Consider the following 23,103-nt stretch of genomic DNA (forward strand, 5'->3'; position numbering starts at 1 on the left):
GCTTTTCTCAAGAATAGCTGATAAGCCGTCCAAGGAGGTAGGCACGTGAAATGCAGGATTTGCGGCAGTGAAGCTGTAGTTAAACTTGAATACGCCAACCTGAAGTTGTGCGAGGAAGACTTCATCAGATTCTTCGAAAACAGGGTGGAGCGGACCGTTAAGAGATACAAGATGCTGCCGCGAGGCTCGAAGGTCGTCGTTGGGCTCTCAGGAGGAAAGGACAGCTCCTCGCTCTTGCACGCGCTCTGGAGGCTGAGAGATCGGCTCGGCATCGAGGTAGAAGCACTCACGATCGACTTAGGGATCGCCGGCTACAGCGAAGCTTGCCTGGATGCGGCTAAAGAGCTCTGCAGGCGGTTAGGTGTTCCTCTCAAGGTTGTAAGCCTGGAGTCCGAGTACGGCTTTACTGTGGACGATGCTGCCAAATCATTGAGGAGCAACGCATGCTCCGCCTGTGGCACCATCAAGAGGTACCTGCTGAATAGGGTAGCGAGGGAGATGAAGGCGTACGCCATCGCGACCGGCCATAACCTCGACGATACCCTTGCAGCGGTACTCCAAGCCCTCGTAAGGGGCGACGTCGATTCGCTCGCGAGGATCGGACCCGTCCTCCCGCCGACGGGCAAGTTTGTAGCAAGAGTGAAACCCTTGATCGAGACTCCTGAGAGCGACAGCAAGCTCTACGCGGACTTTCTCGATCTCGGCTACGTAGCGGCAAAGTGCCCCTACTCGCGAGGGGCTACGAGCTTCGCGTATAAGGCCGCGATCGAGTTGCTGGAGCATGAGTTCCCCAGCGTGAAGCTCCAGATGCTGAGATCCTTTCTCGATAAGGTTCAACCATCGTTAGGGGGTATCGAAGAAGGCAGGCTCACCGAATGCGTGGAGTGCGGTGAGCCCACTTCGAGGCAGCTCTGTCGATTCTGCCGAGTGAGAATTGAAGTTTTGAGGAAAAAGGTATCATCCCAGCCGACAGCGTTTATGAGCGATTCTTGATGGCAACGGTGTTAGCAGAGCTGTAGGAGTGCTAGCGCTCGGGGAAGAGGGGGCTGGCGCCCTTAAGGCGGAAGTGCTCGACAACCTTCGCCTGCTCCTCATCGCTCAGCCTCCTGAACCTCTCACCAGCGCCAACTATCTTGTCCCACAGCCTGACCTCGGCTGCCATGGAGTACGTCGTTACACCGGGCTGAGATAGCGTGTACCATACTGCGAGGTCGATATCCTCCTGGCTGTCGAAGGGCTCATACCATGTCGTAAAGGGTCTATCTCCGATCATCCTCCGCTCACCGGGCCACCTCCTCTTAGCGATAGCCTTGATCGCGATGACACCGATGTCCCTGTCCATGGCCGCCTTAAGCACCGGGCGATAATCGTTCTCAGGGCTGGGGGCGATCATGCTGGCCGCGTTAACCGGAATTAGGACTGTGTCGAAGTCGAAGCGTTCGAGCGCCTTCAAAACGATGCGCATATCGTTGTGAACCGTGATGCCGATAAACTTGATCAACCCCGTATCCCTAGCCTCCAGGAAAGCTTCGATGGCGCCGCCCCTGTCGAAGATCCTATCGAGCTCCTCCAGCGAACTGACAGCGTGGAACTGGTAGATGTCGAAGTACTTAACGTTCAGCCTAGAGAGCGACTGCTTCAGTTCCCTAAATGCGCCCTCCCTGGTTCTCTCAAGGGTCTTCTCCGCGATTACAAGCTTGTCCCTGTACCTGCTTATCAGAGGTCCCAGCCTAACCTCTGCTTCACCGTAGCTCGGCGCGATGTCGACCATGTTCAACCCCCTCTCGATTGTCATCTCGAACGCTCTGACGCCCTCCTCGGCGAAGGGGGTGAAGCCGGGGCCAGCTCCACCGACAGTCAAGATGGTAACTCTGTAACCCGTCCTCCCGAGGATCCTTTTCTCCATGTGGTACCGTGCCGTATGCTCGGATTTAACCCTGCTGGCCTAAATCGCCGCGTCCGCGTAAATCGTAGATGCTGTGCGGAGGCTGCTTCTCATCAAGCCACAAACAGCATTACAATCGAGGAGCACGTTGCTTGGGCGGCAGGTTGATTTTCGCGCCTCTCGCGCTCTGCATGTGAGACCCAGAGAGAGGGTTCTCAGAGCGGTTCTCCGGGAGGAGGTTGACGCCGTGCCGATCAGCATATGGGTGGAGTGGCCGCAGCCAGCTCGCAGCCTGATGGACGCGCTCCACGCAGATGCCGTGGAACGCATGCTGGAGAAGCTGGAGGTGGAGTACCGGGGCTTCCTCCCAAATATCAGCTGGCTGGGCGTGGGTTTGGTGGGGGGCTACGAAGAGCGATGGTTCACCGACGAGCAGGGGAGGCGCTGCCACCGGAACATGCTCGGTGTCGTTACCGCCTTCTCGAGCGATGGGCGGACGAGCATGTACGTGGAGCACCCGCTTCAGAGGATCGACGTGAGGGAGTACGCGTTCCCGGAGGTGCGGGAGGAGGACTTCGGCAGTGTTGAAAAGTTCCGGAGGCTTCACGAGGACTACTGCGTGATCGCTGCAACGCTCCAGCCTTTCGAGACGGCGTGCGCCCTCTTCGGCTACAACCTGATCTACAGGCTAATGCTACGCGAGCCCTGGAAGGTGGAGTACGTGCTGGATAGGCTCTTCGCGATCGCCGAGCAGCAGGCTAAGCTTCTGGCTGAAGCGGGTGTCGACCAGGTCTACGGGGGCGACGACGTGGGGGCTCAAACCACGATGCTGATCTCCCCCCAGCTATGGCGCCGCTTCCTGAAGCCCCGGTACAGGCGCCTCGCCGACGCGATTCACAAGCGTGGAGCCTTCTTCCACTTCCACAGCGACGGCTGGATCGAACCCATCATCCCCGATCTAATCGAAGTGGGGGTCGACGTCCTCGAGCCCCTCCAGCCCGAGTGCATGAACTTAAAGCAGATTAAGGAGCGATACGGCGACGAATTGAGCTTCGAGGGAGGCATCGGCGTTCAACGCCTACCCCTCATGAAGACCCACGAAGTCGCAGAGGAGGTTAGGCGCGTGCTTGAGGCGATGGGACCCACGGGCTTCACCCTCAGACCCAGCCACACAATTCTTCCCGAAACACCGCTGGAGAACATCCTCGCCCTCTACGAAAGCGCCAACAAACTCAGAAGACTCTCAAAGCACTAATCCCGAGTCCACCAGCAGGCTCCTTAAAGGACTCTGCAGGCATTCTAAAATCAACGCCCCGCATCTGCTCTCCAGCCTAGATCGTAATGCAGAACCAAAACGGGCTGCCGATGCTTCCACCAAGCTGCACGCGTGAAGCCCATCAAACCCTGTAACTAAAGCCAAAGCGTCGATCCCTGTACAAACGCATCCAGCATCGTCCTACTCATCGGGTTACGCAGACCCTATCGCTAAACCGAGACTTTTACTGTTTACCGAAAATCCCTCCTGCTACCCTCAGCCTAGCTGCTCGGGATATGTGCGAATTCCTCCCTAATCAAGGTAGTTTTTTATTATGTTATTTGGCTGATAGTTAAGGGGGGTAGGATAATGGCTGATGTATCTGGAAAGCCTTCGAAGTTAATTGCGTGGTTTTCTGGGGTAATGCTCGTTATGGCACTTGGTTTCTTGATCGCAGAAATTCCAGTAAGAATTAAGTCAGGACGTTTAGACATCACCTTTCTCACGGATACTACAACTGTGTTTTCCCTCATGCTTTTCAGCTACGGCCTTTCATCGCTCGTTGAACTAAAGAAACCGGAGTGGAAGCCCTACCCGTCCCTTTATGCAGCAATTTCAGTATTCGTTGTGACAACGCTGTGGTTAGGGGTTCAGGCTTACTACGCGCTAACAGGAAAGCAAGCTCACTTACTCGGAATACCTACCATCGGGTTATTTTGGCTCTTTTCGCTTCTAAGCATTATCGTGAAAGGGTACACACTAAGGTCTTCTTCTAGGGTTCAGTAGATTTTGGTCTTCCCGCTCTGTGGAGAATCCAGTGGGCGTGGGGCGAAGCGTGGATAGCGGCTTCTCTAGGGTGCTCTGGGGCTGCTGCCAATGAGAGTTGCATCTCGTTCTCCAAGTAGCTTGCAGAAGGCTTCCCCGATCACGGTTTCCTCGGTTACCGTCTTTACCAGTCGAGTTCCATTCGTGATTCAGCCTCGTTATCTGCGGATACCCTTGTGGAGTCCCGGAGGTGTGGAAGGAAGACTTCGGCTATGCCGAGAAGTTCCGGAGGATACCTTAGATGCTTAGGAATTAAAAACTTAAAATGGTCTAAAATTACATAAGCTGGTGCATCTGTATGCCTCGGTCGCGGGGCGATTATGGAAGTCTTTTCTTCACAGTGCTCTTCGTCACACTCGTAGCTGTAAATATTTTTCTTTACGTGGAAAAGGTGACTCGAACTGGGCTTTGGTTTCACCCCGGCGCTTTCACGTACCTTAGATGGGCCTTCCTGTTGTCCCTCTCAACTGTTTGGGATTTCGCGGGCTTTCTAGCTGGTGGGGATCCGCAAAGGAGAAAGTACCTGACCATTCGTACATCTTTCGCAATTCTCGTCGCTTTGACGCTGTGGGCGTTCATTGAGGGCGCCCTAGTGCGCTCTTACGGCTGGGTACTACTCCCCGACCCACCCCAAATCGTCTTTTTTCATCTTGCTGGCGCGCTCCCTCTGGTTTTCGATGCGATTCCTCGCGCCCCAAGCGCACGGCTTTTCACACTTCAAACCGTAGTGCTCGCGTGAACTAGTCACTTCCCCCTCGGTAAGGGACCGTTTTCCTTATATTGTCGATTCCTCAGCTCGCAGGCTGTATGTCGATTGTGGAGAGCACCGTAGAGGCTGCCCTCACGCTCCTTTCGAGTATGGGGCTCGCGGGGTTGTACGTGCTGGCAGTGCTAGAGCTGCTCCTCGCCCCGATACCGGGGGAAGTGGTGATGGCTCTCGCCGGCCTCCTGGCGAGCAGAGGCGATGTAGCTCTCTGGCAGGTGGTCACAGTGGGCACTTTGGGCAACCTGACTGGCTCTTTCATCCAGTATCTGCTGGGCTGGAAGATTGCCCGCCCCGTCTTAATCAAGCTGTTAAAACGCTTCTTTATAGACGAGCGGGACCTTGAGAAGGCGGAAAGGTTCTTCAGCCAGCGGAGCGGCTTCGCGGCCGTTGCCGGAGGAAGGCTGGTGCCGGGCGTGAGGTCCGTCATCAGCCTGCCGGCTGGCATGGCTAGGATGAGCCTACCGGCGTTTACCGCTGCGACACTGATTGGGAGTCTCCCTTGGAACGCGATTTTCGCTTACCTCGGCTTCGTGCTGGGGGAGAACTGGCACGTGGTACGAACGTACTCCACCTACCTGGACATCGCGGGTGCCGCGGTGCTGGCCGCGTTAACCGTCTACATTGCCCTTAAGCTGGCTGAGCGTAGTCGAAGAGCGCGCGCCAACCGCACACAGAGTACTCCTCCAGCACCCTCCGGTACACGTGAAGTAGGTACCTGACGATCTTATCCCACCTGTACAGCTCCTCCACCCTCCTCCTCCCCCTGAACCCCATCTCCCTCGCAAGCTCAGGGTTGTTCAAGAGGTGCTCGATCGCTGCAGCCAGCGCTCCAGGGTCTTCGGGTGGCACTAGCAGACCCGTAACGCCGTCCTCAACGATCTCTGCTAGCCCGCCGACTCTTGAGGCTACGACCGGCTTGGCGGCCGCCATGGCTTCGAGCGCGACTATGCCGAAAGGTTCGTAGCGGGAGGGGATGACGACGATGTCCGCCAGCCTCATGGCCTTGTACAGCTCGCTGTCGCTGATCCTGCCAGTGAACAGGACTTTGCTGCCCAACCCGTAGCTCCTGGCCATCCACTCCAGGTGCATGCGCATAGGTCCATCGCCCGCGATCACGAACTTCGCGTCCCCCCTCCTCGATAGGACCATTCGCGCAGCCTCGATGAGAACGTCCACCCCCTTATCGTAAACGTGCCGGCCGGCGAAGAAAACTATCCTCTCCCAGGGCAGCGCGTACCTGTCCCTCTCCCCGGGTGCGGGCACATGCGCATCGACCTCTTCCAGGTCGATCCCGTTGGGGAGCACCGTCAACTTGTCGGAGGGCAGGGAGAAAGCGGCCATTACTTCGCCCTTCATCGAGTGGCTGCAGACGAAGACTCTCCAAGCTTCGTAAGTGAGCCTCCACTCCCAGTAGTGTATCTGACTCTGCATCGGCGTGGATATGCTCCCTCTGCTCCTCCCATACTCCGTGGCGTGCATCGTGGCGATGAGCGGAACCTTCAGCAGGTGCTTGAGCGCTACGGATGCCGGCGCGCTGAGCCAGTCGTGGGCGTGGATGATCTTCGGCCTGAAGCCGCTTTCCAGGACTTTCGCGATCATCAGCAGGTTGAATGCGTAGACCCACGATACGAGCCCCGTGCTCCTCAGGCGGAACGGGTCGACTCTAAGCACCATCAGATTATCATTGGTCTCGTCGTAAACCCTACCAGGCAAACCGAGCGTCAGCACACAAGTAGTAGTGTGGGCAGCCATCTTCCTAGCGATGCTGGTTACCGCGCGACCAAGACCCCCAACTACGTGTGGGGGGTACTCCCAGGAAACGTGGAGAACTCCAGAGGACTTGGCTGGTGAGGGGGCTCCCGCGGCTCGCCTTCGCGATACACGGCCCTTCAGCTTCTCCACTACCTCGTCAGCCTCAGCCTCTAGGAAGGATTCGATACTTTTGACAGTTTCCGACACAAGGCCGGAGCCTCCCCGTTCCTCCTCCCGCGTGTAGATGGAGTAGCGGAAGGGAAGGTTTAGTCGCTTCGATAGGATGTACGCGACGAGGGCGCCCATCCATTCGTGCCCTTCAACAACCTTGAGCCCGCGCGGGTCAAGCCTGTAGGGAGCCTCCGCCAGGGTCGTGAACAGCTCTATAAAGGTCCACTCCACGATGTCGGATGTAGCGACGCGCGGCGCGCTCCCCCCACCGATAACCTCCACGCCGTCGATAACCGTACGCCCCTCGTAGCCGATGAGTAGGACCTTTCCCCCCTCCCTCCTCACGCTATCCCAGACCCAGCTGGCCAGCAGACCGGAACGCTTCAGCGGCTCTAGCTCTGACGTTACGTGTAGAATCGACATCGTCAGCAGAAGAAGCTGCTGACCTTGAGGATTCCTAGCTCGGACAGGAACACCCGGTTCCCCACGAGTACGACATAATTCATCTCGCGAAGAGACTTCAAAGTCTCGTTCAGTTCCTCGGGGGGTACTCCGATGATTCCGCAGAGCTTTGCCACCTCGATAGCCCTAGCCTCGTCGACGGCTGCCAACGCGTGAAGAGCCTTCAAGAGCTCAAAGGGGTCCACGGTTTTAGGTGAACACACGAACTAAAATTTTTAGCCTCAGCCTTGCGCTGCCCACGAAATATGGCAAGGGTTTTCTCAGAGTACGCGGCTTACCTTCCAGGCGAACGCGTTGTACTACGCGTAGAGAGTGGAAGGGGGGGTAAGCTGCTGTTGAAGCGTGGCGGCGAACTGGTCGCATCCTGGGAGGTCAAGCCCGGGAGGGACGTTTTCGAGTTCTCGGTCGCAGAAGAGGGTCTGTACGAAGCGACGCTAGAGCCTGAAGGTGCGCACTCCATGTTTGCGGTTCTGACGCGCCAAGATCCTCCGCCGATGCTTGCGGTGGTGTTCCACAACCACCAAGCCCCCAACTACTCCCCTGATGGGGCGGTACGCGAGCCTTGGGCCTACAAGCACGTTTGGGAGGACGAGTTTGCCCCCTACTACGATGGGGGAGCCTACCTCGTCCAAGCACGTCTGCTGGAGAAGTGGGGGGTTCGCTGGAATGCGAATCTCTCGCCCAGCCTCCTGCACCAGTGGGCGAGGCTGCTCGAGCGGGGTGCGGTCATCAGCCAAGATGGAGCCTACCTATGCGTCGAACCGGATAGCTGGAGGAGCAGGAGGGTCGCTGAGAGCTTGGAGATCTTCAAGCGGCTGGCGAGGAATCAGCTGGAGGTGCTCACCAGCTTCTACTCGCACCCTATAGCCGGCTACATAGCCGAGGTGTACGGTTGGGCGGATCTGCTGAAGGAGGAGCTGAGGCTGGGGAAAGAGATCACCGAGAGAGTGCTTGAGGTGGAGCCGCTGGGCGCCTGGCTCCCCGAGATGTCGTTCTCGACGAGGCTTGTCCCCATCCTGATCGAGCACGGAATCCGCTACACGGTTTTAGACGCTCTCAACCACTTCTCGGGCGCGGTGGGCGACAAGGGGGGAATCTACGAGCCATACAGCCTCGGAGAGCTGGTCATCTTCTTCCGCCACACGGGCCTCTCAGACCTCTGGAGCTTCAAGTACAGCAACGTTCCCAGCCCAGAGGCAGCGGAGGTGGCTGCGAGAGACTTCACCCTGCGCCTTGTTCTGGAAGCCTACACGAACAAGGCGAAGCCGCTCACCGTCGCGTTGGACGGAGAGAACTGGATGATCCTGCCCCATCCGAAGCCTCCGGCGGCCGTGTTCTTTGATAGGATGCTCGAGCAGCTGAGGGCTGCCGTCGATCGGGGGTTGATTAGGCTAGTCAAGTTGAGCGAGGTACTGGAGGAGGTGGAGCCGAGGAGGCTGATCTCCGTGCCGGCGAGGAGCTGGATGGGGGGTTACGCCAAGTGGACGAGCGAGAAGCGGCAGGAGCAGGAGAAGATATGGGCGAACATCATAGAAGCCTACGAAGTGTATAAAGCGCTTGAAAACAGCGTGGGCGCTGGTGAGGAGGATCTGCTCGCTCTGTTTCACGCCGTCAACAGCGACCACATCTGGGCTGAGTTCGCGGACGAGGGTTTCTCGCGCGAGTGGCTCGAATACCTCCGCAGCAGGTTAGCAACGATCCTAAGCTCAATAAAGCTCGAGGGCTTCGCCGACAGCAAGCTAAAGATCCGGAACACGCTCGACAGGGAGGTTAAAGTTTTGGTAACCGAGAACGGACATGCAACAGAGGTGACACTACCACCGGGCGTGAGCGAGATACCCGTTCAGGGCTCAGTCGTCGAGATCTCTATTAAAGGCTGGACGAGCGTGTTTAGGCTTGGGAAACCTCTTGTGAGGGAGCGCAGGAGCAGCGATTAACGCGCGTCGACGTGCAGCTAAGACAGGCATCGGTGAGAGGAGGGGGTGATCGGGACCGCATCGAGCACATCTATCCATCGTGTTTCGCCCCCCTAGCTGCGAGGGGGAGCAGTTGGGCATGAGGCACGTCCCTAAGCCCCTTTCCCCTGCTCGCACGGATAGGACTTGGGGTGGTGAAGCATCGTGCTCGGCCCTATCGCGCTACGGATAAAAGCCGCCGGGTCTTGAGGAGATGATTACTGTGGATTTCGTGCTTTACCTCGAGATGCATCAGCCGCTTGTCTTGAGGAGGGAGCCCCCCGCTAAGGTGGAGTCCTGGTGGGATTTAACGGACGTTGAAGCCAGCAAGGCCGCCTTCGAGCGGGCTCTGGGCTCATGCTACTTGCCGCTCCTCAGGACGTTTGAGGAGCTTGCCCCATCCGGCTTGAAGGTGGGGTTGCGCGTCAGTGGCGTCCTTCTCGAGTCGGCGGAGCTGTGGGGTAAGAGCCTCCTGGAGAGCTTGGCCTCCCTAGTCTCCATCGAAGCGGTGGAGCTTGTAGCCGGTCCTTACTTCAACTTGCCCCCTCTCATCTTTCCGGCTGACGAGCTGGTGGAGCAGGTGAAGCTGCACAGAGCAAAGCTGAAGGAGCTCTTCGGAGTCGAAGCCGAAGTCTTCGCTGCGCCCTATCTCGCTTACTCGGATGAGATTGGCAGACTAGTGAAGGACGAGCTGAACCTGAGGGTTGTGCTGGCTGAGGGGGCGACGCACGTGCTAGCCTGGAGGACGCCGCACTTCGTTTACAAGCATCCCTCGAGGGATCTTTCGATCCTCGTGAGGGATCAGGAGATCAGCAACCAGGTGGCCTTCGGGCTTGGGAAGTGGCTGACGGCCGCCTACATCGCTGAGAGGGCTTCAAGGATCGAGGGGACGACGTTGGTCGTCGCGGTACCAGCCGAAACATTTGGGCTCTCCGTACCCGCAAGCGCCGGTGCTTTCGAGTTCCTGCGCTGGCTGCCAAAGGAGCTCGCGAAGCACCCGTGGATTCGCTTCGCCACACCCAGCGACGCGGCAGGTAAGGAGTATGTGGATGTGCTAAACGTCCCCCAGCCCGTAACGTGGCTCGAATCGAAGGACTTGCGCCCGTTGACGGAGAGCGCGGCTCAGCAGATGCTGCTGGCGCTACTGACGGAGCTGAAGGGAAGGGTGCAGTGCGAGCTGCTCGGGGCCTGGCGCTTCCTAGCGCAAGCTGACCTGCTGCTGGCTTCGAGAAGCATGGATGCCGCGCTCCGGTTAGCGAAGGCCCTCTGCGCACTGAGAGCCTCGGTGGGCAGTTGAGAAGGATTCCAATAACCTCTCGCACAACGCCTTGTACAGCCTCTCTCTCAGTTCCTCGCCCCTCAACCCTCGCATGCCCTCCACCTTCTCGGCTGCAATCACGTCACCCACTACGGATCGCAGCCACTCGGCCAAATGCCCGTTCTCGACGTGGAACTCCAAGCTCTGCGCAGGCACCCTCTTGACGATCTCGATCAGGTCGAGCCCGCTCCTGGCTACGTACGGGAGGGGCTCGCCCTCGCGTGCGAAGAAGCGGAACGCCTCCGACTCCGGAAGCGGCTTCACCCACCTCGCTACCTCCTCCTGCCGTGCAAGTCTGCTGAAGAGCTCCGCCTCGAGGCAGGCGATGGCTTCGGTGAAGGCGGCGAAGGCGTGGTAGGGGCTCGGGTAGGGGCTAAAGTAGCTGTGTACCTCGCCTGGACCCCCGCCCTTCGTACTCATGTAGTAGTAGTGGTCGCTTATCGAGAGGAGCCTCCACAGCCTGAGGGCGGCTGGGTCGCCGAGAGCTTTCACCAAGGGCTCGAGCCGAGCCTCCCTGGCGAGCGACATCTGCTGCATCATGTTGCCCAGCCAAGCTGAAGCATCCCTCTCCACGTCCGCCCAGGATATCGTCTCCGGGACATCTATCTCGTCAACAGGTGCATGCATCTCGATCGCCTCGCTTGGAGTCGCGAAGCGGAGCCCTCGCTTCTCAGCCTCGACGGGCAGCCACTCGAAGAAATCGAATATGCCGGTCTCCCTGGGGTAGTGCTCGCCCACCGTCTCGTAGTCGATGAAGATGCAGATGAGCTGGCCGGGTGTCGCGGCGAGCCACGTTGCGTACTTCTCAGCGGTGAGCGGGTACTCCTCCCACTTGACCGAGGCGAAGCGGAAGCCTACGTCGTCGCTCAACCTGTAGTTCCTGAGGAGCACCTTAATGTCAACACCCTTCGCCATGTACACGTAATTGGGCGACCTCCACCCCAACACCCTCTCAACGCCCTCTGTCACTACGGCACGGAACCCCAGCTCCCTGGCGATTCTGGCTACGTTGTTGTCGTAGATCAGCTCCGTGTTCTCGAAGACTCGCGGCTCGACGCCCAGCAGGTCCCGCACTCTCCGCCTGTGCATTTCGACCTGTTCTATGAACTCTATACGGGAGATGAAGTAGGCGAGCGAGTGGAAGTACGTCTGGCACAGCACCTCGCACTGCTTATGTCTGGCAGCCTGCTTGAACAGCTCGAGAAGATCCGGATCCCAGCGCTCAGCCTGCTCCAGCAGGACACCGGAGATGCTGTACGAGACCCTGAACCCCGGGTGTTCGTCGAGCAGCCTGAGGAACATCGACGTGGCGGGCTTGTAGCACCGCGACGAAACCCTCTCGAAGATCCTCTTCGTCAGCTCCTTGTCAAAGAATGCCTCTTCCAGCGCCTCGAACGTCTCTACCTTACCGAAAGTCCTCCTCAGTAGAGGCTGCTGGGCCAGCCTGTAGGGCTGGTGCACTTCGAAGATGAGAACGATGTCGGGGCGCCCGGTCTGCATCCCAACCATGATGAATTACGGGTTGTCGTTATATTAGGGTTGTCTCCACAAGCTCCCGTGAGAGTCTGGGTCATCAGCTTCGAGTGCGGGGGCGTCGCAAAGGCTGGCGGCTTGGGGGAGGCTGTGAGGGGCTACGCCTCGCGGCTGGCGGAGAGGGGCCACGCGACTAGGATCCTGATGCCCAGCCACGGATTGCGAAGCGAGAGCAGCGTAAGGCTGGGGGAGTTCACCTTCTACAGGAGGACTGTGGATGGCGCCGAAGTCATAATGGCTTCAAATCCCGTTTTAGACGAACCATCGATCTACGCTGGCGGGCTGACCGAGGCCAAGGCCGCCGCTCTTGCTAGAGCCGCTAAAGCCCTGGTTGAAGCGGAAGGACCCCCCGACGTTATCCACGCGAACGACTGGCACGCGGTTCCAGCTGCGCTATCCGTGCTCTCCTCCGCTCCAGGGACGGCCTTCATCTTCCACGTTCACCTGTACCTGGGCTGGTGGGTGAGCTGGGATTACCTCTTTCGAGACTGCGGCCTGGACCCCGGGAGCAGGTTGAGGGGCCTCAGCTTGGGTGAGGCTTACGGGAGGGCAAACGGCGTCATCGAGGTGCTGGCCGCGCAGCTCGCCGATTCAGTCGTGACGGTTAGCCGCGCGTACATGGAGGAGGTTTTGAGGCCGGCGGTCTGGTGGGCTGTCGGCGACCGGCTGACTTTCGTATATAACGGGACGGACTGGAGCTTCGGGAAGCTCGTTGAGGAGGCGAAACGGCACCACGCTCTACCGGAGCTGGGCGACGTCCGCTGCAGCCGGAGGGAGCTCCGGAGGTACCTTTTAACAGAGGCGATCGCTCGCGCGATCCCTAGGGTGAGCGACCCCAGCATGGCTTGGGCCGCCAGGGGTGCGCAAGCGTTCCCCTCGGACGGGCCTCTCGTGCTAGCCACGGGCAGGGCTAGCTGGCAGAAGGGCTTCGACGTCCTGCTTCAGGCGTCCGATCTTCTGGCCAGCGTCGTGCCGGGCGTGAGGTTCCTGCTCCTCCTGCTTCCAGCGAGGGGCGAGGAGGGCCACCTCTCCTGGCTGATTGGGGAGGCTGAGCGGAGGCCGCACGTGAGGCTCATCGTCGGCCACGCGGCGGAAATCTACGCTCTGGCCCACCTGGCTGCCGATGCCTTTGCCGTCCCCAGCCGTTGGGAACCCTTCGGCCTCTCAGCGGTCGAAGCTATGGCCGCCGGCGTACCGGTGGCCGCAAGCGGTGTGGGTGGATTGAAGGAGACCATCGTCGACCTGAGGAGCGACCCCTCGGGAGGGACGGGCTACCTCGTCCCCCCGGAAAACCCGGCCGAGCTGGCGCGAGCTCTCGCATCCTTACTGGCTGTAACTGCGCGCGAGGATCTGGCAGCCTCCGGGGTGCTGGAGAGGGCGGAGTCGTTCGGCCTGCCCAAACCCTCCCTCTCAGATAGCGAGCTTAGAGCGCGGTGCGCAGCGAGAGCCGCGGAGTTCAGCTGGGCTAAGGCGGCTGAGCGGCTAGAAGAGATCTACCGTGACGCGTTGATCAGGGCTAGGGGCGCTTAACCTGCAGGTGGCCCCCTACCTGGAAGCGCTCGAATCCGGGCTTTACTTCAACTCTCATATTTTTCTCCCCCAAAGTCTGGCAGAGGACCCAGACGTAGCAGATCCTGCTACCGGGTGAGGCGACGTTCGGGTGGTACCCCCTCAAGATGACCACGGCGTCTCCGTCTCTGACGATGTAGGAGTCGGCGCCCCCCTCGTCCTCTACGATCTGGACGCCGAAGCCATCCCCCAAGCCGTAGTACACGTAGACCTCAACCTTGTCATCGTGCTTGTGAGGCGGGAAGCTCGTCCACTCGCCCGGGAAACCTTCGGTGAACCCCGCTAGCAGGCTCGTGCCTGGATCGTTCACCCCCAACAGCGTGTAAACAAACCGCCTATAGCCCTCACCACCCACTAAGATGGGTTGAGCATCACCTGCGCGCTTTACCATCCACAAACCACTCAGCCTTGAGGGGGCCTCGGCTGCGACCAGCAGGCACCCCCGCCCCGCAAGCTGTACTTCGGTAGGACCTGCGACGTACAGTAGATCCCGCGCCCCCAGCTCAGTGGAGCCGAGCTCGCTCTCAACCCCGCACGATCCGAACGCGCACACGATTGCCGCTTCTCTCCCTTTGCCAACGCATACTTGGCCCTCCCCCTCCAGCAGCCCCCACGAGAAGGTGCGAGTCCCATCGCTCCACAGCACTTCGAACCAGCCAGGCTGCCTTAATGCTCGGCGGAAGATCGACCGTACCACAACCCTGCCGAAGCGTCCATCTCTAAAAATGGTTGCTGGTATAGTGTTGGCTGTGTATTCGCTCTCTCAAGTAGATCACGCCTTTTCAGGTTCGAACCTGGCTTTCTTGCGCTGTAATGGGCGACTGTCGCCGGAAGTCACGGGTACCCGATTATGCGCATGGTCAGTTCGATCTCCGCTGTACTTCAGTTAGGGGTTCGTAGCGTTACACTTTCATATGCGCGGAGTAGGGGAAGTCCTATGGATGAACATTTGAAGAGTTTCAAGTACAGGTACGCTGGCATCGAGCTCTACTTCGGCCCCGGTGCGATCAGTGGGCTGGAGGATTGGTTAAAGAGGCACGAGAGGGTTCTAATTGTGACGGGGAGGAGGTCGGCGAAGGAGAGCGGGGCTCTTGACGATGCGCTCAAGATCCTCTCTCGGCACGGTGTAGCGTACGAAGTCTTCAGCGACGTTACCCCGAACCCGTGGGCCAGCCAGGCTGACAGGATGGCAGAGCGCGCCTGGTCGATGGGTGCTGAAGCTATACTGGCCATTGGAGGGGGCAGCGTGATTGACGCGGCGAAGGTCGCCGCGATGATCGCGGTGAGCGGCGGTAGAGCATCCGACTACGTTTACGGGCGGAGGAGGGCGAGGGGGTGCCTCCCGGTTTACGCGATCAACCTTACTCACGGCACGGGTACTGAGGTCGACCGTTACAGCGTCCTGACGGTCGATGAGACGAGGGAGAAGCGGGGGATGGTTTCGATCTACCCGACAGCCTCTGTCGACGACCCGCTCTACACTCTGACGCTTCCGAGGGACCAGACCATCTACGTTTCGCTCGACGTGTTCTACCACGCCTACGAGTCTGCCACGCAGCGCGATTCGCCGCCAATCGTTGAGCTCCTGAGCGCTGAAGCCGTCAGGTTGCTCGGCATGTGGCTGCCTCGAGCCGTTGAGAACCTCAACGATCTTGAGGCGAGGTACTGGCTCCTCTACGCTTCGATGCTGGCCGGCGTGGCGATAGACATTTCGGGAACCCACGTCAACCACTTGCTGGAGCACGAGCTGAGCGGGGCTAACCCCAGGCTGGCGCACGGCTGCGGCCTGGCTCTCCTCGGGCCGCGGGTGGTTTACTACACTCACAAGCTTGCGCCGCAAGCCTCTGCTGCTGTGCTCAGGGCTCTGGAACCATCGATAAGGCCCGTGCCTGACGACGCGGAGAAGGCCATGAGGGTTGTGAAGGAGTTCCAGGAAAGCGTGGGGTTCCGAGAGAGGTTGAGCGATTACGGATTCTCGGAGAGCGACCTCAGAGCGATCGCTCGCAAGCACGCTGGCCTCATGGGCTTCAGCGAGGAGCAGCTGTTCGACATCCTCAAGTCAGCCGCTTGACAAGTGCCTTTCAACCATAGCTTCCAGGAACCTTTTCGCCTCCAGTACCTCTTCGTCCAGCCGCCCTCTTAGATCCGGGCCTCCCACGTCAACCGCCATTGGGCCGCTGAACCGGTGCTTTCTCAGCGCCTCGAATAGGCCATCCCAGTCTACCGTGCCGCGGCCAGGAGCCCAGTGGTAGTTGTCGCGCCCATCGTTGTCGGAGGCGTGGACGTAGAAGATCCTGTCCGCGAGCTTCTCGACCGATAGGGGTATCAGCTCCTTGGCAGCGTGGAGGTGTCCCACGTCCAGCACCGCGCCGAAGTTGGCTTCGCCAACCTCGTCGATGAGGCGGAGCATCGCGTCGCTGTTGCTGATGGTCTCCCCGATGCGGGGCTCGACGGCTAGCTTCAGCCCCCTATCAGCCGCCACCTTCGCAGCCCTTCTCATACCATCTACAACAATTGACCAGAACCGGCGCCAGGAGAAGCTTGGGTCAACCTTGACCCTGTATCGCTCGCCGAACACTACCGCGCTGGAGTAAGGGCGTGGGCCGACAAACTCGAGCGGCGGGGTGAAGGTGTCGGTCTGCATCAGCTCAGCGCCAAAGTAGACGGCCAAGTCTGCCGCTCGCGCGAGTAGTTCAATCGCTTTCGCCCTCTCAGCCTCGACCGGCGATACGAGCTCGCGGAAGATCCCAGCGAAGTTGACAACCTCCAAACCCAGCGCATCCAGCGTTTTCCGCAGCTCGCTCCGCCTACTCTCGATCTCCTGCAGGTTTGCCTCCCCGACTGCTTCGATCTCAACGTACTTGAAGCCCAGTCGTGCTGCGTCCTCGAAGGCTTTCACCATACCATCGACGGGGGTCGGGTAACCGTACTTCGTGATCGCGTAAAGCCAGGCGAGGCAGATTTTCGCGTGCCGCACACGATCAAGCCTGCGGGGTTTCTTATAAGCTCGCTCCACCGCGAAGGGCTACTTAAGGGAGAGACCGCGGTTGGACGCGGTCCAATGGAAGAGGTCGATGCAACGGAGCGCAACCGGGCTCCGCGGTCAAAATCGCGTTTCGAGGATCTCAAGGAGAGGGTTGGGCAACCACTGAGCGAGCGATTCTTTCCGCGCAGAGTACCACCTCAACTGCGCTCGCGCCGAAGATGTAAGTCACAGGCTCAATCCCACGGCCCCCTGTATCGGCGACGACCCTCGGCAGTGTCCCTTTCCGCCTCCTTTCGTGTACTGCAGCAGCCGCCGGGTTTGGGGAGGGGTAGTCCTCGCTGGAGAACCAGGTCCACTCTAAACCTAGCTCTTCGAGAGCTCTTTCCACGCGTTCGTCAAACCTGATGTCGATGCAGGCTGAGTAGCCGGAGGCTAAAAGCACCTCTGCAAGGTGTTTCGAAGCCCCGAACGCTGGTTTGCGTCTCGCAATCAGCCTTCCACCAACCTTAGCCAACCTCCCCGGTACGGCTGCAACATCCCTCACGCTCACTGCCCCCGGCACCGCTCGAGCTATGTTCACCATCACTTCGGGAGCCACCGATGCCAAGCGCGTCGACGATTCGGCCAGAACGATTGCCCTCTCGAGGTCCGCGAGAGCCATCCCCCTGTGCGCCGTCAACCTCGGGTACAAGGCAAGGGTGCAGGCGGTGCAGCTCATGAGGGACCAGTTGTTGCGCTTATGCAGCCGGCAGGCGCCACCCGACGCGGCTACAAGCAGCCAATACCTGTGCGCGAGAGCGGATGCTTCCACTACCCTGCCTGAAGCGAGAAGCTCGAGGAGCCTACCGACCAGAAGCTCCGCCTCCAGCTCGTCGATTCCCAGCTCAGCGAGCTTCAAACCTCTCTCCTCGTTCAGCAGCTTACTGACAGCCGCCTGGCTGACGCCAAGAACCCTCGAGATCGCCCTCTGCCCCCACCCTTTCCCTCTCAGTTCCTTCGCGAGCATGGCCCGCAGGGGTGAAAGGTAGTACTCCTTGAGCTCGTCCGCAGGTATCATGGTATAACCAGGTTATAAATTTGCTTAAAAGTTTTTCTATCAATGGCGGTCTGCTTCAGGTAATATTTAAAACCTGGTTATAGATAGGGGCGCGTGGCCAGCTCGACGGTGGCCCGGGAAAAGAGAGTGGAAGCCGGAAGAGTCAGAATCCTCGCCGAAGCAGCCGTCATGCTGGCGCTAGCCACCGTGCTGAGCCTCTTCAAGATCTTCCGGATGCCGCAGGGAGGCTCAGTGACTCCAGCCTCGATGGTCCCGATCATCCTTTTCGCGATGCGAAGGGGCCTTAAGTACGGGATCGCGGCCGGCGTCGTCTTCGGCTTAATCCGGTTATACTTAGGTTTCTACGTCGTTCACCCGGTACAGATGCTCCTGGACTACCCCCTGGCCTTCGGGGCTCTAGGCCTTGCCGGCCTCCTCAGGGGGAGGGAAAGCCCTCAAGCAGCCGCTGCGGGCTCTGCGCTCGGGATCGGTGGGCGCTTCTTCTGCCACTGGCTCTCGGGCGTCATCTTCTTCGCCGAGTACGCGCCAGCTGGCCAGCACCCGGCCCTTTACTCGCTGATCTACAACGGCGGCTACCTTGGTGTCGAGCTAGTGGTCAGCGCTCTCATAATGGCTCTGCTCGCGAAGGCCGGTGTGATGAAGGTCTTCCTCTAGGTCTGGCTGGGCCTCAATACGACCTTGACTACATCCTCTTTCTTCTCGTCAACCATCCTGAACGCTTCGACACCCCTTTCGAGTGGGAGTACGTGGCTGATGATGGGGCGCAGCATGACCCTGCCCGAGGAAGCGATCCTCACGGCACGCTGGAAGGTGTAGGGGCTCCTGTAGGAGGCTACCATCATCAACTCCTTGTCGTAGAGCTCGAAGGGCCTCAACTGGAGCACATCGCTTTCGGGCGCCACTCCGAAGATCAGCACTCTACCGCCCCTTCTCGCCATCTTCACGGCCAACTCGATGGCCTTAGAGCTGCCCACGGCCTCTATCGCGACGTCCACGCCGATGCCCTCGGTGTCGCCGCGCAAGACCTCGACGGGATCCTCCCTACCAGCGTTGATGGCTACGTCGGCCCCCAGCTGCCTCGCTAGACTCAGCCTGCGGTCGATCAGGTCCACCGCGTAGACGCGGGAGGCCCCCCACATCTTAGCCAGTTGCACCATCAGGAGGCCGATCGGCCCCGCTCCCACGACTGCCACAGTGTCGCCCGGCTCCAGCCCCACGTTGTAGAGCCCTCTCACGCAGCAGGCTATGGGCTCAACGAGAGCCGCTTCCTCGAAGCTCATCCAGCGCGGCACGCTGTACACGTTAGCGGCCGGTACTTTCACGTACTCGGCGAAGGCTCCGGCCACGTCGACACCCACCGCCCTGATGTTGGGGCAGTAGAAGTTCCGCCTCTCCATCCTGCAGTAGTAGCAGTGGCCGCACGTGACGTTCGGCTCCGCGACTACGTGCTCGCCCTCCTCTATCCAGTCCACACCCGGCCCGACCTCCTCGACGACGCCTGAGAACTCGTGACCCGGGATGAGCGGGGTCTTGACTCTCCACTCACCCCTGTAGAAGTGGATATCGGTACCGCAGATCCCGCAGGCGCCCACCCTGAGGAGAACTTCACCCTCGCCCACTTCCGGGGTGGGGACTTCCTCGAACCTCAGATCCCTCACGCCGTGCAGTACTAGGGCTTTCACGCCGCAGCCGGTTAAAGTGGTGCTAATATCTCCGCTCCGGGCTTAATCTGAGCAGTCGATCGCAGAAGCCGAGGCCATCCGATCCAGCTGCGAGACTGGAGATGAGCCTCCATAGGGCCGAAGTGTTCATCAGCGCGTACTCGATCTGCTTCACGTTCCTGGCCAGGAAGGGGCCGTAATCGGCAGTTAGCGTTAGCAGTACCTCATTCCCGTTGATGGGGAGGAGCGCAGCTTCCACCCTTAATCTCCACCTCACCGCGGCTGCGGGGTTCTCCTGAGCCACTGAGCCGATGACGGCCGCGATCTCGCTCGGCGTAGCCGACGAGGAGATGCGCCTAAGCAGCTCAACCCGCAGAGACTTAACCGCCTCCTCGCTCGCCCCCTTCACCTTCAAGTCCTTTAGAGGGTCGAGGCAGAGCGGAGACGGGGAGAAGCTCTCCGGGTGATTGCGGACAGCCTCCTCCGCTTCATCCTTCGCAACGTACCTCCTGTTCGAAGCCCCCAGCCGGATGTAGATCTCTCGCATCCCGGCCTCAATCTGGCTCTGCAGCTGTGCGTAGGCTTCGTCGAGGTCGTAGAAGTAGTATATCGCCCCAACCCTCGCCCCCTCCTCCAGCTCTCTCAAAACCCTCCTTCTAACCCGTGCGCTCTGGGCAAGGGTGCCCAGAAGGAGCTCGCCCGTAACCCCGCTGACGCCGATGGCTTGCGCCACCTCCTTCACCTTCCTCGCCATGAGCAGCCCCTCGCCGAGGACCTGCGAGCCCACATCGTCGAAGATTCCTGAGACGTCAATGCCCTCACGAGCCAGAGCTACGAGGCTCTCGGGAAGCGCGTCGTAGTCCCTGGTGCCGGGCGTCACTATGAAGACCGCGTACTTTATCCGGTCAGGCGATGGGCGCAGCGCCCTACCCAATCTCTGGTAGAGGCGGAGGGGTGACGAGACGTGTGACCAGAACACGAGCAGGTCGACCTCGGGAATGTCGATTCCCTCGTCCCCCGCCGACGTGGCGATTATCAGCTTCGTCTCCGGCTTCCTCGCCTCCTCCAGCAGCCCCCTCCTCGCCTCAGGGTCGGCTGCCTCACGCCCCCCTATGATCTTCACAGGCCGCAGGTGCTGGAAGTGCTCCTCGAGCAAGTCTGCCGTGCAGCGGCGGTTGACGAAGACGAGGGCCTTCTCGAAATTCCCCTCGTAGTCCTTGAGCACGCTCTCCAGCACTGGTAGCTTGTGGGGAGTGGGCGGGATAGGGGTCCACGGGATCGCCGTCTGTAGGAAGGAAGCGAACGCGGTCGGCCTCGACGCCGAGTCGAGGAGCGCGTTGCTGCCGTCCCTGCTGAGCGTCGTAAGAGCGAGAGCGGCGAAGTGGGAGTAATGGCTGCCCTCCAGCCAGAGGCTGTAGAGGCGGGCGTAGAGCTCCTCCTCCTCAGGCCTGAAGGGTGCCTCGTACACCTCAGCTATCATGTAGGGCTTCACGTAACCCTTCCCCTGGAGCTCCGAGAAGTCCCACCTCCTGATCGGTCCGATGTAGCGCTCGATCTCCACCATCCTGCCCCTGGGGATGAGGGCGGAAAGCCCGAGCTTGATGGAGTCGGCCAGGAAGGCCATCGCTTGGGCGAAGGGGTCTCTACCTACGGTGTGGTGGCACTCGTCTATAATGACTACGGGGAACTCGCGCGAAGCCTGCTCCGCAGAGCTGGGGGTTTCGCCGTAACGCTGCTGGAGGTAGCTGAGGGCGGACTCAGGCGTCGCGACGACGATTTGGCGGCTCCAGTCCCTCTCCTTCACGCCGGAGTGGATCATGGCAGCGTCGAAACCCTCGTAGCGGAATCTCTTTGCGGTCTGCTCGACGAGGAAGCGTGTGGGCTCGAGCACTAGCACTCTCAACCCCTTCCTGAGGTAGTGCTCCGCGAAGGCAACGCCGACGAGGGTCTTCCCTGTGCCTGTCGGTAGGCTCACTACGCAGCCGCCGCGTAGCTCCGCTACCCTCAGGGCCCAGTCGAGGGCCTCGCGCTGGTAGGGTCTCAGCTTCGTTTTCATGCGCTCCTTCTCCTCTGTTCCGGGGCTCTTATACCACTCGCTTGCCTCACTCTACGTACAGTTCGTTCAACCTTCGCACGGCTGCAACGAGGTTCCTGAGCTTGCCAACCGCGATCTCGTAAGCACCCTCTTTGCCCCTTAAGCCGCCCAAGCCGCAATCTCCACTGAACAGGTTTACGTACTCGAACCCTACGGCCTTGAGCACCCTGGTAGCAAGCTCGAGGATCTCATCACTGCTCTCGATGCTAGCGCTCTTCGTGCTAAACACTCCTGGGCTCAGGAACTTGTCTCCCTTCTCTAGCATCCTCCGCCACGGGAGGGAGAGGTTGGCTGGCGTGTCGTGAAACTCGTGGTTGAGGAAGCCGAGGCTCTCCGATTCGCAGAGGAGCGATGCGAGTCTCTCACTTACCTGGCCGCAGACGTGAGTTCCTCGGAGCAGTCCCTTCGCCGGCTTCAGCTCCCTAGCGTAGACCTCAAGGACATCCTCCTCCCTGTAGCCGAAGAGCGTCACTCTCGCCCCCACCACCGTGCCGAGCACAGGCTCGTCCACAACCACGATTGCTCCGGGCAGCTCGGACGCGGCTCTCACCACCTTTGAAACGTACTCCGCCAGCGGTCCCACCACGAGCTCCCTCTCCGCCAGTGCTGTGCTACGCATCCCCCGAGCGGGGTCGCCGACGTACACCCTAGAAGCTAGCGTGAACGCCCCCGTGACGGGTACGCGAACCCGCTCGATCTTGAGGCTCCTAGCAATCTCGCCGGCTAGGGAGAACTCGGGTACGAGCGGAGTTACTCGTACAGCCTCCTCGAGAGCCTCGGGAGACCCCCTGTAGAGCGTTCCGACACGTTCCAACAGCCCAGCTTCAGCTAGCGGCTGCAGGTACATTGAGATGAAGTCCCTCATCTGGGGGACTGGTGGAACATCGAGGCCGAGCTCCACCAGATCGTTGAAGGCTTTACGGAAGTTCTCTTCGCTGTAGTCCAGCGGCAGGCTGCCAACGTGGCTCGAAACGTACCTGTCGAAGTACCTGTCCCAAGGCACGGATTCAGCCGCCAACACCCACTCTTAAAGCTCTGCGCGGCACAAGGAATAACAGCTCTAACTCTCCCTGCGCAAGTGGCGTGGCGTCTCGCATCCCTCTCGGCTAGGATTACGCTCGTGCAGGAGCTCAGGAGGAGGGGTTTCTACGTCCGCTGGCACGCCTACGAGTTCATCCTTTACAAGCGCGGACCGGTCGGAGTCCTGCTTCTGGAGCCCAGCAAAGCCAGGGCGGAACTAATCTGCCAGGTCGGCGAAGTAGAGGAAGTTGCTCGGGAAGTTGATGAGGCGCTGAGAACAGTCGCTCCTGCGGTGCAGCTGCACGTGAGGGTCGCTGAGGGAGGTGTTAAGGGTGGATCTACCTAGAAGCGCGGGAGTCTACGCGCTCCTACTCAGAGTGAGTGCACCGCTGCATTTGAGTATCCGCGGTCTCCAGCACAGGCTGGAGCCGGGCTACTACGTCTACGTGGGGTCTGCCAGAGGGCCCGGCGGGCTGAGGGCTAGAGTGGAGCGCCACTTGAGGCGCGCCAAGAGGTTGAGGTGGCACATCGATCAGATCACCGGAGGGGCCGATGCGGTAATGGTCTTCTACGCGGAGACGCGGGAGAGCGAGTGCGTGCTTGTGCCCCCGCTGGAGGCCGACGGCTTTGAGCACCCCATTCCGGGTTTTGGCGCAAGCGACTGCCGCCGAAAGTGCCGCTCCCACCTGCTCAAGTGCAGCGGAGACCTTGAAGCCTGCACTGCTAGGATCCTGTCAGCGTTCGAGAGGGCCGGCTTGAAACCGAAAACGGTTAAAATCACTGCTTGAGGGCG

The 23,103-nt window shown here is 60.0% G+C and carries 22 protein-coding genes; 12 read left to right on the plus strand and 10 right to left on the minus strand.

The annotated features are described in order from the left end of the window. The first annotated feature begins 45 nt into the window (after positions 1-45). Positions 46-993 carry a TIGR00269 family protein gene (locus QXF46_05860; GenBank protein ID MEM0226383.1) on the plus strand — a complete coding sequence of 316 codons (948 nt, stop codon included), beginning with the start codon at positions 46-48 and terminating at the stop codon, positions 991-993. Positions 994-1,024: 31 nt separating this feature from the next. On the opposite strand, the gene QXF46_05865 is transcribed toward QXF46_05860, so the two are convergent. Continuing rightward, a complete protein-coding gene (locus QXF46_05865) occupies positions 1,025-1,906 on the minus strand; it encodes an aldo/keto reductase (protein MEM0226384.1) in 882 nt (293 codons plus the stop codon). Positions 1,907-2,078: 172 nt separating this feature from the next. On the opposite strand from QXF46_05865, the gene QXF46_05870 reads away from it, so the two are divergent. The 4 genes from QXF46_05870 (at position 2,079) to QXF46_05885 (ending at position 5,450) form a co-directional block, all read left to right on the plus strand. Continuing rightward, on the plus strand, positions 2,079-3,140 hold the full coding sequence (locus QXF46_05870; GenBank protein MEM0226385.1) for a uroporphyrinogen decarboxylase family protein: 1,062 nt from the start codon (positions 2,079-2,081) through the stop codon (positions 3,138-3,140). Positions 3,141-3,509: 369 nt separating this feature from the next. Beyond that, the gene (locus tag QXF46_05875; GenBank protein MEM0226386.1) at positions 3,510-3,926 is read left to right on the plus strand and encodes a hypothetical protein; all 417 of its coding nucleotides are present in this window, start codon (positions 3,510-3,512) and stop codon (positions 3,924-3,926) included. A 337-nt stretch (positions 3,927-4,263) separates the two neighbouring features. Continuing rightward, a complete protein-coding gene (locus QXF46_05880; GenBank protein MEM0226387.1) occupies positions 4,264-4,704 on the plus strand; it encodes a hypothetical protein in 441 nt (146 codons plus the stop codon). Between the two features lie 68 nt (positions 4,705-4,772). Continuing rightward, positions 4,773-5,450 carry a DedA family protein gene (locus QXF46_05885; protein ID MEM0226388.1) on the plus strand — a complete coding sequence of 226 codons (678 nt, stop codon included), beginning with the start codon at positions 4,773-4,775 and terminating at the stop codon, positions 5,448-5,450. Here QXF46_05885 and QXF46_05890 read toward each other — a convergent pair. Together QXF46_05890 and QXF46_05895 are read right to left on the minus strand one after the other, a co-directional pair. Next, positions 5,359-7,077, minus strand: coding sequence for a glycosyltransferase family 4 protein (locus QXF46_05890; protein MEM0226389.1), 1,719 nt, complete (start codon positions 7,075-7,077; stop codon positions 5,359-5,361). The genes QXF46_05885 and QXF46_05890 overlap by 92 nt on opposite strands. A 2-nt stretch (positions 7,078-7,079) precedes the next feature. After that, positions 7,080-7,301, minus strand: a complete 222-nt coding sequence (locus tag QXF46_05895) for a hypothetical protein (GenBank protein ID MEM0226390.1) — start codon at positions 7,299-7,301, stop codon at positions 7,080-7,082. A gap of 60 nt (positions 7,302-7,361) precedes the next feature. Between QXF46_05895 and QXF46_05900 the strand changes: the two genes are divergently transcribed. Both QXF46_05900 and QXF46_05905 read left to right on the plus strand, forming a co-directional pair. Next, positions 7,362-9,053, plus strand: coding sequence for a hypothetical protein (locus QXF46_05900; GenBank protein ID MEM0226391.1), 1,692 nt, complete (start codon positions 7,362-7,364; stop codon positions 9,051-9,053). 241 nt (positions 9,054-9,294) lie between these two features. Continuing rightward, positions 9,295-10,368, plus strand: coding sequence for a hypothetical protein (locus tag QXF46_05905; GenBank protein MEM0226392.1), 1,074 nt, complete (start codon positions 9,295-9,297; stop codon positions 10,366-10,368). On the opposite strand, the gene QXF46_05910 is transcribed toward QXF46_05905, so the two are convergent. Next, complete coding sequence (locus QXF46_05910; protein ID MEM0226393.1) at positions 10,324-11,898, minus strand: glycoside hydrolase family 57 protein; 1,575 nt, start codon at positions 11,896-11,898, stop codon at positions 10,324-10,326. The two genes, QXF46_05905 and QXF46_05910, sit on opposite strands and share 45 nt — an antisense overlap. Positions 11,899-11,946: 48 nt before the next feature. Between QXF46_05910 and QXF46_05915 the strand changes: the two genes are divergently transcribed. Further along, the gene (locus tag QXF46_05915; GenBank protein ID MEM0226394.1) at positions 11,947-13,452 is read left to right on the plus strand and encodes a glycogen/starch synthase; all 1,506 of its coding nucleotides are present in this window, start codon (positions 11,947-11,949) and stop codon (positions 13,450-13,452) included. Here QXF46_05915 and QXF46_05920 read toward each other — a convergent pair. Then, positions 13,439-14,188 (minus strand): 5-deoxy-glucuronate isomerase, encoded by a 750-nt coding sequence (locus tag QXF46_05920; protein ID MEM0226395.1) that lies wholly within the window; start codon positions 14,186-14,188, stop codon positions 13,439-13,441. The two genes, QXF46_05915 and QXF46_05920, sit on opposite strands and share 14 nt — an antisense overlap. A 240-nt stretch (positions 14,189-14,428) precedes the next feature. On the opposite strand from QXF46_05920, the gene QXF46_05925 reads away from it, so the two are divergent. Further along, entirely contained in the window at positions 14,429-15,562 is a 1,134-nt protein-coding gene (locus tag QXF46_05925; protein MEM0226396.1) for an iron-containing alcohol dehydrogenase, read from the plus strand. Here the strand turns inward: QXF46_05925 and QXF46_05930 are convergent. Together QXF46_05930 and QXF46_05935 are read right to left on the minus strand one after the other, a co-directional pair. Further along, complete coding sequence (locus QXF46_05930) at positions 15,551-16,468, minus strand: sugar phosphate isomerase/epimerase family protein (GenBank protein MEM0226397.1); 918 nt, start codon at positions 16,466-16,468, stop codon at positions 15,551-15,553. The genes QXF46_05925 and QXF46_05930 overlap by 12 nt on opposite strands. A gap of 148 nt (positions 16,469-16,616) precedes the next feature. Next, positions 16,617-17,534, minus strand: a complete 918-nt coding sequence (locus tag QXF46_05935; GenBank protein MEM0226398.1) for a thiamine-phosphate synthase family protein — start codon at positions 17,532-17,534, stop codon at positions 16,617-16,619. A 93-nt stretch (positions 17,535-17,627) separates the two neighbouring features. On the opposite strand from QXF46_05935, the gene thiT reads away from it, so the two are divergent. Beyond that, positions 17,628-18,188: an energy-coupled thiamine transporter ThiT gene (thiT, locus tag QXF46_05940; GenBank protein ID MEM0226399.1), complete on the plus strand. Its 561-nt coding sequence runs from the start codon at positions 17,628-17,630 to the stop codon at positions 18,186-18,188. Here thiT and QXF46_05945 read toward each other — a convergent pair. The 3 genes from QXF46_05945 to QXF46_05955 are packed head-to-tail and all read right to left on the minus strand — an operon-like array spanning position 18,185 to position 22,293. After that, the gene (locus tag QXF46_05945) at positions 18,185-19,216 is read right to left on the minus strand and encodes a zinc-dependent alcohol dehydrogenase family protein (GenBank protein MEM0226400.1); all 1,032 of its coding nucleotides are present in this window, start codon (positions 19,214-19,216) and stop codon (positions 18,185-18,187) included. The two genes, thiT and QXF46_05945, sit on opposite strands and share 4 nt — an antisense overlap. Positions 19,217-19,238: 22 nt before the next feature. After that, on the minus strand, positions 19,239-21,251 hold the full coding sequence (locus QXF46_05950; GenBank protein MEM0226401.1) for a DEAD/DEAH box helicase family protein: 2,013 nt from the start codon (positions 21,249-21,251) through the stop codon (positions 19,239-19,241). Between the two features lie 46 nt (positions 21,252-21,297). Beyond that, positions 21,298-22,293: a hypothetical protein gene (locus QXF46_05955; protein MEM0226402.1), complete on the minus strand. Its 996-nt coding sequence runs from the start codon at positions 22,291-22,293 to the stop codon at positions 21,298-21,300. A gap of 75 nt (positions 22,294-22,368) precedes the next feature. Between QXF46_05955 and QXF46_05960 the strand changes: the two genes are divergently transcribed. After that, positions 22,369-22,656, plus strand: a complete 288-nt coding sequence (locus QXF46_05960) for a hypothetical protein (GenBank protein MEM0226403.1) — start codon at positions 22,369-22,371, stop codon at positions 22,654-22,656. After that, positions 22,643-23,098, plus strand: a complete 456-nt coding sequence (locus QXF46_05965) for a GIY-YIG nuclease family protein (GenBank protein ID MEM0226404.1) — start codon at positions 22,643-22,645, stop codon at positions 23,096-23,098. Before QXF46_05960 ends, QXF46_05965 begins: the two co-directional genes overlap by 14 nt. Positions 23,099-23,103 lie beyond the last annotated feature (5 nt).

It is taken from the genome of Thermofilaceae archaeon (assembly GCA_038731975.1).
GTDB lineage: Archaea > Thermoproteota > Thermoprotei > Thermofilales > Thermofilaceae > JANXEW01.

What these genes read in the sequence shown, in the direction of transcription:
- QXF46_05935 (MEM0226398.1), bottom strand. Translation starts at nt 17,534, where the DNA reads ATGATACCTGCGGACGAGCTCAAGGAGTACTACCTTTCACCCCTGCGG.
- QXF46_05875 (MEM0226386.1), top strand. Translation starts at nt 3,510, where the DNA reads ATGGCTGATGTATCTGGAAAGCCTTCGAAGTTAATTGCGTGGTTTTCT.
- QXF46_05890 (MEM0226389.1), bottom strand. Translation starts at nt 7,077, where the DNA reads ATGTCGATTCTACACGTAACGTCAGAGCTAGAGCCGCTGAAGCGTTCC.
- QXF46_05925 (MEM0226396.1), top strand. Translation starts at nt 14,429, where the DNA reads ATGGATGAACATTTGAAGAGTTTCAAGTACAGGTACGCTGGCATCGAG.
- QXF46_05880 (MEM0226387.1), top strand. Translation starts at nt 4,264, where the DNA reads ATGCCTCGGTCGCGGGGCGATTATGGAAGTCTTTTCTTCACAGTGCTC.
- QXF46_05910 (MEM0226393.1), bottom strand. Translation starts at nt 11,898, where the DNA reads ATGGTTGGGATGCAGACCGGGCGCCCCGACATCGTTCTCATCTTCGAA.
- QXF46_05865 (MEM0226384.1), bottom strand. Translation starts at nt 1,906, where the DNA reads ATGGAGAAAAGGATCCTCGGGAGGACGGGTTACAGAGTTACCATCTTG.
- QXF46_05950 (MEM0226401.1), bottom strand. Translation starts at nt 21,251, where the DNA reads ATGAAAACGAAGCTGAGACCCTACCAGCGCGAGGCCCTCGACTGGGCC.
- QXF46_05900 (MEM0226391.1), top strand. Translation starts at nt 7,362, where the DNA reads ATGGCAAGGGTTTTCTCAGAGTACGCGGCTTACCTTCCAGGCGAACGC.
- QXF46_05885 (MEM0226388.1), top strand. Translation starts at nt 4,773, where the DNA reads ATGTCGATTGTGGAGAGCACCGTAGAGGCTGCCCTCACGCTCCTTTCG.